General features: G+C 69.6%; 9 protein-coding genes. 7 read left to right on the top strand and 2 right to left on the bottom strand.

Annotated elements, in window-relative coordinates; all coding sequences use genetic code 11:
• The 3 genes from DI573_RS12350 to DI573_RS12340 all read left to right on the top strand — a co-directional run.
• A partial coding sequence (locus tag DI573_RS12350; protein WP_292814695.1) for a phage holin family protein occupies positions 1–436 on the top strand: 436 nt, incomplete at its 5' end.
• A gap of 110 nt (positions 437–546) precedes the next feature.
• A complete protein-coding gene (locus DI573_RS12345; protein WP_292814692.1) occupies positions 547–2,307 on the top strand; it encodes an amidohydrolase in 1,761 nt (586 codons plus the stop codon).
• Between the two features lie 82 nt (positions 2,308–2,389).
• Positions 2,390–3,160, top strand: a complete 771-nt coding sequence (locus tag DI573_RS12340) for a hypothetical protein (protein ID WP_292814689.1) — start codon at positions 2,390–2,392, stop codon at positions 3,158–3,160.
• Between the two features lie 50 nt (positions 3,161–3,210).
• On the opposite strand, the gene epsC is transcribed toward DI573_RS12340, so the two are convergent.
• Positions 3,211–3,789, bottom strand: coding sequence for a serine O-acetyltransferase EpsC (gene epsC, locus DI573_RS12335; protein WP_292814687.1), 579 nt, complete (start codon positions 3,787–3,789; stop codon positions 3,211–3,213).
• Between the two features lie 4 nt (positions 3,790–3,793).
• Positions 3,794–4,732 carry a cysteine synthase A gene (gene cysK, locus DI573_RS12330; RefSeq protein WP_292814684.1) on the bottom strand — a complete coding sequence of 313 codons (939 nt, stop codon included), beginning with the start codon at positions 4,730–4,732 and terminating at the stop codon, positions 3,794–3,796.
• 192 nt (positions 4,733–4,924) lie between these two features.
• Here cysK and prmC point away from each other — a divergent pair, with 192 nt between their 5' ends.
• From prmC to DI573_RS12310, 4 genes are all read left to right on the top strand, one after another.
• Positions 4,925–5,824 (top strand): peptide chain release factor N(5)-glutamine methyltransferase, encoded by a 900-nt coding sequence (prmC, locus tag DI573_RS12325; RefSeq protein ID WP_292814681.1) that lies wholly within the window; start codon positions 4,925–4,927, stop codon positions 5,822–5,824.
• 73 nt (positions 5,825–5,897) lie between these two features.
• On the top strand, positions 5,898–6,572 hold the full coding sequence (locus DI573_RS12320) for an L-threonylcarbamoyladenylate synthase (RefSeq protein WP_292814678.1): 675 nt from the start codon (positions 5,898–5,900) through the stop codon (positions 6,570–6,572).
• Positions 6,569–7,735, top strand: coding sequence for an MraY family glycosyltransferase (locus DI573_RS12315; protein WP_292814675.1), 1,167 nt, complete (start codon positions 6,569–6,571; stop codon positions 7,733–7,735). Before DI573_RS12320 ends, DI573_RS12315 begins: the two co-directional genes overlap by 4 nt.
• Positions 7,732–8,241: a hypothetical protein gene (locus DI573_RS12310; RefSeq protein WP_292814672.1), complete on the top strand. Its 510-nt coding sequence runs from the start codon at positions 7,732–7,734 to the stop codon at positions 8,239–8,241. Before DI573_RS12315 ends, DI573_RS12310 begins: the two co-directional genes overlap by 4 nt.
• Positions 8,242–8,496 lie beyond the last annotated feature (255 nt).

Below are 8,496 nucleotides of genomic sequence, written 5' to 3'. Positions count from 1 at the left end.
CCGCGGTAGGGTCACGAGCGTGATCATGTTCCTCTTCCGCACGCTCGTGTTCGTGCTCTCGGCTGCGCTCGGGCTCGTCGCCGCCGACCTCCTGCTGCCGGGCTTCCAGATCGTCTGGGCAGACTGGTGGGGCTTCGTCATCGCCGTGGTGATCTTCGCCATCCTGCAGAGCGTGCTCGCGCCGTGGATCGCGACGATGGCGCGCCGCTACGCCCCGGCACTGCTCGGGGGCATCGGCATCGTCTCCACGCTCGTCGCCCTGCTCGTCGTCGTGCTGCTGCCCATCGGCGGCCTGCGCATCACGGACGCGCTCTCCTGGGTGCTCGCGCCGGTCATCGTCTGGCTCGTCACGGCGCTCGCGACCGTCCTGCTGCCTCTGATCTTCCTCAAGCGTCGTGTGGACGAGCGCAAGGACGCCAGACGCGCCGACGCGTGAGCAGGTGACATTCCCCGGCGGGAATGCACGTTCCCGGCGGGTCGCCGGGCGCAACCGTCGCCGATGTGGTCGAGTCGCCGTGTCACCCGCTCAGTCCCCCCAGGAGCAGAATGCCCAGCGCGCGCATCCTCACCGCCGAGACCATCATCACGATGAACCCCGAGACCCCGCGGGCGGATGCCCTCGCGGTCGCCGACGGGCGCATCGTCGCCGTCGGAACCGTGGCCGAGTGCAGAGCCGCCCTGCCCGGCGCGCCGGTGGAGGACACGGGCGCTGCGTGCCTGCTGCCCGGCTTCATCGATTCGCACTCGCATCCGGTCCTCAGCGGCATGGCGACGATGCATCCCGCGTACTGGATCGCACCGTGGTTCTGCCCGACGTGGGAGGACGTGGTCGCGGTCTTCCGCAGGGCCATCGCCGAGACGGACGCGGCGGCCCCGTTGTCGTTCTTCGGCTTCGACGGTCTCCTGCAGCAGCACGACGAGCCGACCGCGGACGTCCTCGACGAGATCTTCGGCGACCGCCTCGTGCTCGTCTTCGGCAACTCCGGGCACACCTCGTATGTGACGTCGGCCGTCATACGCGAGCTCGGCTGGATCGAGAGCCCGCCGGCGGATCCGGTGGGCGGATTCTTCGGCCGAAAGCCGGACGGCAGCCTCGACGGCCGGGCCACGGAGGTTCCTGCGGCGATGGCCTTGGCGGCGCCCGTCCTGGATGCGATCGCCGCCGGCGGCAGGCCGATGCAGGGTGCCGTGGAGTACTACATGATGATGTCGTCCGCGGGGATCACCTCGACATCCGAGCTGACGTACAAGACTCCGCTCAAGCAGGCCTACGAGACGCTCGCGTCGCTGCCGAGCTCACCCCTGCGCATCACGCTCTACCACATGTCCACCGAGGCCGACTGCGGCGAACCCTTCACCTCGCACATCCCCTCGACGATGCTGCACAAGCAGGGCATCAAGCTCTGGGCCGACGGGTCTCCGTGGGTGGGCAACATCGCGATGAGCGAGCCCTATCTCGATACACCCGCCACGCGCGCGGCAGGCATCCCCGCGGGGGTGACGGGGCAGAAGCCGATGAACTACACGCGCACCCAGCTCGACGCGCTGCTGGATGCGCACGCGGCAGAAGGGTGGCAGATGGCCTTCCACGTCAACGGCGACATCGGGCTCGACATCGTCCTCGACGCCTTCAGCCGGGCACTCGACAAGCACGGGTTGACGGACACCGACCACCGGTGGCGTGTCGAACACATCGGCGGCGCCCGTCGCGATCAGTTCCGCCGCATGGCCGACCTCGGCGTCGTCGCCTCGATGGGGCCCTTTCAGTTCTACTACTGGGGCGACCTCCTCGACGGGCAGATGTTCGATCCGGCCATCGGAGCCACGTGGCAGCGGTTCCGCGACGCCTTCGACGCCGGGGTGCACCCGTCCTTCCACAACGACGGCAGCGTGAGCCCGCCCACGCCTCTTCTGAACATCCAGACGGCCGTGACCCGGCGTACCTCGAGCGGCACGGTGCGTGGTCCGGGGCAGGCGACCACGCTCGACGAGGCGCTTGCCGCTCAGACGATCAACGCCGCCTACGCGCTGGGGACCGAGGGCGACGTCGGTTCACTCGAGGTCGGCAAGCTCGCCGACCTCGTCGCCCTCGACGCCGATCCGTTCGCCGTCGCGCCCGAGACGATCGGGGCGATCGGGATATCGGGCACGTGGCTCGGCGGGGCGCGCATCGACCTCGACGCGTTCGCTGCGGCATCCGGTCAGGTCGATGACGCGGGATTCTTCGCTCTGCGCGGACTCGGCGTCCCCGCATGCTGCCACCACACTCCGGCCGCCCCCGCGGAGTCGCCCGCGACCATCGGATGACGCTATGGTGTACTCCAGGTGACGGGGAGGTGAACAACCTCCGCTCGGGGGAGCGGCGTCACCACTGGGGATAGGGGACGCCATGACCGGCACCGTGCATCGCAGAACGTTCATCACCGTGCCGGAGACGGACGTGCCGCCGCTGGGCATCACGGTGCGGGTGCGCACCGTGGCGATGGTCATCGCCATCATCACCGCCGCACTGCCTTTTGCGCACCTCGCGGTCCACCTGCTCGCGCAGCTCGGCGTGCTCACCTACGAGGGGCGACTGGTGGGCGCCTTCGACATGGATGCCGAGACCAGCATCCCGACCTGGTACAACATGATGCTGCTCATGGCCATCGCGCTGCTGCTGGCCACGACCTCGCTGGCGACCGCCCGAGGGCGGGAACGGCGGATCTGGATGATCCTGGCGATCGTCTTCGCCTATCTCTCGCTCGACGAGGGCGCCGCGCTGCACGAGAGCCTCATGTACACCACGCGCAACCTGCTCGGCATCACGGGCGGTCCGCTCTGGTACGCATGGGTCATCCCCGTGGGCATCGCCCTGCTCGTCGCCGCGCCCTTCCTGGTGCGCTTCGTCGTGCGCCTGCCGGTGCTCACGCGCCGCCTGGTCATCGTCGCCGGAGCCCTGTACGTCGGCGGTGCACTCGGCGTCGAGGTGATCAGCGCCAGTGCGGGGGCCGAGGTGGAGTCGTTCCTGCGCGACGAGTTCGACCCGCTGGTGTGGATCCTCGCCGGATTCGAGGAGACGCTCGAGATCGCCGGGCTCGCGGTCATGGCGATCGCCATGCTGCTGCACCTGCGCGATCACGCACTCGCGGGCCGCCGCCTCGGCATCGTCCTGCGCTGAGGCGTCGCGCCACCACAGCGCAGCTCACGCTCCGCGTCTCGCGATCCGTGTCAGATCTGGTACTCGGGCGTGGTCAGGAGCGCGCGCGTGTCTTCGCCGGCCCGTCGCGCCCGCGCCTTGGCCGGAATGCCGACGAGTACCGACGCGGCCGGGGCGTCGCGGGTGACCACGGCATTCGCGCCGACGACGGAACCGGCGCCGATCACGACCGGTCCGAGGATCTTCGCGCCCGCGCCGACGGCGACGCCGTCGCCGAGTGTGGGGTGGCGCTTGCCCGAGTCGCGCGTACGACCGCCCAGGGTGACGCCGTGGTACAGCATGACGTCGTCGCCGACCTCGGCCGTCTCGCCGATGACGACGCCCATGCCGTGATCGATGAAGAAGCGCCGGCCGATCTGCGCGCCGGGGTGGATCTCGATCCCGGTGAGCGCCCTGGTGATCTGCGACCCCGCGCGCGCGACGAAGCGCACGCGCCGTCGCCACAGGGCGTGCCACACGCGGTGCGCCCAGATCGCGTGCAGTCCCGGATAAAGCAGCGCGATCTCGGCGCCGCCGCGCGCGGCGGGATCGCGCAGCCGCGCGGCCGCGACGTCCTCACGGACGTGCGACCACGCGGCGCGCAGACCCATCGGCTCAGTCCTCGCTGAGGTGCGCGTACAGGGCCGTCGAGAGGTACCGCTCGCCGAACGAGGGGATGATGACGACGATGTTCTTGCCCGCGGCCTCCGGGCGCCGGGCGATCTCGAGGGCCGCCCAGATCGCGGCGCCCGAGGACATCCCGACGAGGATGCCGTCCTTCGCCGCCGTCTCGCGCGCCAGCGCGATCGCGTCGTCGAACTCCACGTCGATCACCTCGTCGATGACGTCGCGGTCGAGGATCGCCGGGATGAAGTTCGGGCCGATGCCCTGGATCTTGTGCGGCCCGGGGTGTCCCTCGGTGAGGATGGGGGAGTCCTTGGGCTCCACCGCGATCACCTTCACGCCGGGGACCCGCTCCTTGAGTACCTGGCCGACGCCCGTGATCGTGCCGCCGGTGCCGATGCCGGCGACGAAGTAGTCGACCGTGCCGTCGGTATCGCGCAGGATCTCCTCCGCCGTGGTCTTGCGGTGGATGGCGGGGTTGGCCTCATTCGCGAACTGCTTCGCGAGGACCGCACCGGGTGTCTCGGCGGCGATGCGCTCCGCCTCTTCGACGGCGTGCTTCATGCCCTTGGTCGGGTCGGTGAGCACGAGCTCGGCCCCGAACGCCTTGAGGAGCGTCCGGCGCTCCTTCGACATCGACGCCGGCATCGTGAGGATCACCTTGTACCCGCGGGCAGCCCCCACCATCGCGAGCGCGATGCCGGTGTTGCCGCTCGTCGCCTCGACGATTGTGCCGCCCGGGGTGAGCTCGCCCGATGCCTCCGCGGCGTCCACGATCGCGATGCCGAGGCGGTCCTTGACACTGGATGCGGGGTTGTAGAACTCCAGCTTCGCCAGGATGTTCGCCTCGACCCCCTCGGCCACGCGGTTCAGGCGCACGAGAGGGGTGTTGCCGAAGGCGGAGGTGATGTCGGGGTGGATGCCGGCCATGGGCTGCCTTTCACGAAGGGACGTCGGGGGCGCGCGTCATCGGCACGCCGTTCAAAGCCTAGGCGAGCTCGTCCCATCGGGGCCCGAATGTGACGCCCCGAGGCCTCGCCCCGAGCGCTTTGTGACGATCCGATATCGGCTCTTCCGCCCTTTCGAGACCCGTGGCCCGGGCGACGTAGGCTGGACGGGCCCATGGCTGCCCCCGACACCTCCGTGATCAGCGACGTCTCCGCGCCCTCGCTGCGCACCGCCGTGCGCCGTGCCGCGGACCGCCTGAGCGCAGCCCACGTGCCCGATCCCGACGTCGACGCCGAGATGCTCGCCGCGCATGTGCTGGGGCTCTCCCGCGGGGGAGTTCAGGCCGCGGCGGTGCGTGGCGATGCCGTGCGTCCCGCCCAGGCCGCGCTGCTGGATCGTCTCATCGACCGTCGATGCGCGCGCGAGCCGCTTCAGCACCTCACCGGCACGGCGCCCTTTCGGCATCTGACGCTCTCCGTCGGTCCCGGCGTCTTCGTGCCCAGGCCCGAGACCGAATCCGTCGCTCAGCTGGCGATCGACGCGCTGCGGGCCTCGGCATCCCCCCGCCCCGTCGCCGTCGATCTCGGCACCGGAAGCGGGGCGATCGCCCTCGCCCTGGCCACAGAGGTGCCGCACGCCGAGGTGCACGCGGTCGAGAAGTCCGTCGAGGCGTACATCTGGGCTCGCGAGAACGCCGCCCGTGTCGGCGCCGACAATGCGCGCATCGTCTTCGGCGACCTCGCCACCGCCCTGCCGGAGCTGGATGGCGGCGTCGATGTCGTCGTCTCCAATCCTCCCTACGTGCCCGACGCCGCGATCCCGCGCGATCCCGAGGTGCGCTTCTACGATCCGCCGGCAGCGCTCTACGGCGGCGAGGACGGCCTCGACGTGGTGCGCGTGATCAGCCGGGCGGCGCTGCGTCTTGCGCGCCCCGGAGGAGTGCTCGTCATCGAGCACGGCGAGTGGCAGGGCGCTCCGATCCGCGAACTGCTCGCCGCCGACGGGTGGCGTGCGACGGCGACGCATCCCGATCTGACGATGCGCGACCGCACCACGACGGCTCTGCGTCCGTAACGGCCGCGCCCTGGCTGCGGTCACCGTCGCGTCGACGAAGCGCGCGGGGGCTTCGCCGTAGACTTGACCCGCTATGTCCTCCCTCTTCGACTGCCGCGACGAGGCGCAGCTGCTCTCGGGCATGCGCCACGCGCGCTCGTCGATCGGTCGGGGCGAGCTCGTCGTCCTTCCCACCGACACCGTGTACGGCATCGCCGCAGACGCCTTCAACGCCGCGGCCGTCGCGCGCCTGCTCGCAGCCAAGGGGCGCGGGCGCCAGTCTCCGCCGCCGGTCCTCGTCGCCGGCGCGGGGATGCTGAGGGCACTGGTCGCCGAGGTGCCCGAGCAGGTCGAGGCACTGGTCGAGCGATTCTGGCCGGGTGGCCTGACCGTCGTGCTGCCCTCCCAGCCGTCGCTCGCATGGGATCTGGGTGAGACCCACGGCACCGTCGCGGTGCGCATGCCGGATCATCGCGTGGCCCTGGAGCTGCTGCAGGAGACGGGACCGCTCGCCGTGTCCAGCGCCAACCTCACGGGCCATCCCGCGGCGACGTCGATGATCGACGCGCACGACATGCTGGGCTCATCGGTTGCCGTCTACCTCGACGACGGCCCCTCGCGCACGGGGGTCGCCTCGACGATCGTCGATGCGACCGGGCTCGTCGCACGCTCCGGCGGCGGAGCGCGAATCCTCCGTCAGGGCGCCGTCGCCGCGGCCGATCTGCGTGAGATCCTCGGCGACACACTCGTAGCGGACGACGCTTCGTGAAGCAGTACGTCTTCACCATCCTCTTCGCCGGGTTCGTGACCCTCGCACTGTCGTGGGCGGTCTGGCAGCTGAGCATGCGCTACAAGCTGTATCCCGGCATCCGCGAGCGCGACGTGCACAAGACGCCGACACCCCGACTCGGTGGCATCGCGATGTTCCTGGGAGTCGCGGCGGCGTTCGCGGTCTCGAAGGCGAACGGATACTTCGACGCGTTCTGGGTCGATCCGCGGCAGGTGCTCGCGATCCTCGGGGCGACTCTGCTCATCGTCCTGGTCGGTGTCGCGGACGACCTCTGGGACCTGGACTGGATGATCAAGCTCGGTGCGCAGTTCCTCGCAGCAGGCATCATCGCGGGTCCGGGGGAGCTGCAGATCTACTCGCTGCCCATCGGCGGCATCGTCGTGGGTTCGCCGTGGGTCAGCTTCGTGCTCACCGTGTTCGCGATCGTGGTCGTCATGAACGCCGTCAACTTCATCGATGGACTCGACGGGCTCGTCGCGGGTGTCGGCCTGATCGCCAACGGCATCTTCTTCGTGTACTCGTACCTCCTGCTGCGAGAGTTCGCGACGAGCAACTTCTCGCTCGCGACCTTCATCGCCGCGGCCCTGGTCGGTGCGTGCGTGGGGTTCCTGCCGCTGAACTGGAGCCCCGCGAAGCTCTTCATGGGCGACGCCGGTGCGCTCATGATGGGGCTTCTGATGGCGACGTCGGCCATCGCGATCACGGGAGCCCTCGACCCCAGCGTCCTCGATCCCGAGAACATCGGCCGTTCCCAGCTGCTGGGTGCCTTCATCCCGATCCTGCTGCCCGTCGTCGTCGTGCTGTTGCCCCTGCTCGATTTCGGACTGGCCGTCCTGCGTCGCGTCCGTGCAGGAAAATCGCCGTTCTCGCCCGACCGCAAGCACCTGCACCACCGGATGCTCGACATGGGACACTCCGACCGCGACGCCGTGTTGATCTTCTACGCGTGGACCTCGATCATCGCGATCGCCGTGCTGCTGATGTTCCTCTACCCCGAGATGTACGGGTTGGGCATCGCGTTCGGCGTCGTCGGCGCGGCCGCCTGCCTCACGATCACCTTCCTGCCTTCCCGGCGCGCACGCCGGTCCCAGCCGACACGCTCCCCCGAGGAGATCCTGACCCCCGTCGAGGAGCTGCCATGACGAACCCGCCCCGCCCCACTCCCGCCCGCCGCCCCTCGAGCACTCCGATCCTCGCGGCGGCCCTCCGCTGGGGAGGAATCGTGACGGCCCTGCTCGCGCTGGCCGCCGCCGGCATCGGGTTCGCGGTCTCGGGATCCGAGGGGCTCATCAGTGGACTGGTCGGCGTGCTCGTGGCCGCGATCTTCCTCGCGATCACGGCCATCAGCATCCTGGTGGCCAATCGCTGGTTCGGAGACGAGCTGTATGTGCCGATCTTCTTCGGCGTCGTGCTCGGCGGGTGGATCCTCAAGCTCATCGTCTTCATCGTCGTGCTGCTCGTAGTGCGCGGCGCGCCGTGGCTGGTCCCGGGGGTCTTCTTCGTCTCCCTCGTCGCCGCGATCATGGCGGCGCTCGCGGTGGATGTCGTCGTCCTGCTCCGCATGCGCCTGCCGTACGCGAGCGACGTCCGGCTTCCGGGCGATGACGATTCGCCGCCGGAGGGCGCCACGACCGCGTCGGATTCGTGAGCACCCGTGATCCTTGGTAGGGTTGTGATGTTCCCCTGGGCCGTGCACTGAACTGCCGTTCGTGAAGACACAGTCGAACAGACGTCGTCGATTATTCGACCTCTTCTGAGCCAACACCGTCTGACCACAACACAGAGATGTGCACGCCGTGGATGACGCTCACCACCCATCGTCGCACCGGCTGAACCCGGTGCCCCGAAGCCGGAGCCAGCGCTGTTTACTCAAGCTGCGACACTGATCGCGACCGCATCCACG

Origin of the sequence: Microbacterium sp., from assembly GCF_003248605.1 — a bacterium.
Classification (GTDB): domain Bacteria; phylum Actinomycetota; class Actinomycetes; order Actinomycetales; family Microbacteriaceae; genus Microbacterium.
The sequence above is the reverse complement of the archived record's forward strand: the minus strand, read 5'-3'. Positions and strand labels throughout refer to the sequence as shown.

Excerpts from the sequence above, each read along its gene's own strand:
- DI573_RS12340 (WP_292814689.1), top strand. The coding sequence starts at position 2,390 with ATGACCGGCACCGTGCATCGCAGAACGTTCATCACCGTGCCGGAGACG.
- DI573_RS12320 (WP_292814678.1), top strand. The coding sequence starts at position 5,898 with ATGTCCTCCCTCTTCGACTGCCGCGACGAGGCGCAGCTGCTCTCGGGC.
- prmC (WP_292814681.1), top strand. The coding sequence starts at position 4,925 with ATGGCTGCCCCCGACACCTCCGTGATCAGCGACGTCTCCGCGCCCTCG.
- DI573_RS12345 (WP_292814692.1), top strand. The coding sequence starts at position 547 with ATGCCCAGCGCGCGCATCCTCACCGCCGAGACCATCATCACGATGAAC.
- DI573_RS12310 (WP_292814672.1), top strand. The coding sequence starts at position 7,732 with ATGACGAACCCGCCCCGCCCCACTCCCGCCCGCCGCCCCTCGAGCACT.
- epsC (WP_292814687.1), bottom strand. The coding sequence starts at position 3,789 with ATGGGTCTGCGCGCCGCGTGGTCGCACGTCCGTGAGGACGTCGCGGCC.
- cysK (WP_292814684.1), bottom strand. The coding sequence starts at position 4,732 with ATGGCCGGCATCCACCCCGACATCACCTCCGCCTTCGGCAACACCCCT.